This is a genomic window from Streptomyces sp. AF1A, assembly GCF_047340315.1.
GTDB lineage: Bacteria > Actinomycetota > Actinomycetes > Streptomycetales > Streptomycetaceae > Streptomyces.
On the sequence record NZ_JBLEBI010000391.1, the window covers coordinates 1 to 225 of the forward strand.

The following is a 225-nucleotide window of genomic DNA, read 5'->3' on the forward strand; positions in this document are numbered from 1 at the left end:
GCGGGTCGATGTGGTGCAGCCGGTGTCGTTCGCGGTGATGGTGTCGCTGGCGGCGGTGTGGCGGTCGTGGGGTGTGGAGCCGGCGGCGGTGATCGGTCACTCGCAGGGTGAGATCGCCGCGGCGTGTGTGGCGGGTGCGTTGTCGTTGCGGGACGCGGCGCGGGTGGTGGCGTTGCGCAGCCAGGTCATCGCCCGCAGCCTGGCGGGCCGGGGCGCGATGGCCTC

The 225-nt window shown here is 74.2% G+C and carries 1 protein-coding gene; it reads left to right on the top strand.

Going from position 1 to position 225, the window contains the following annotated elements; translation table 11 throughout:
• The coding region (locus tag ACLU3S_RS37055; RefSeq protein WP_413956365.1) for an acyltransferase domain-containing protein at positions 1–225 on the top strand (225 nt) is incomplete at both ends.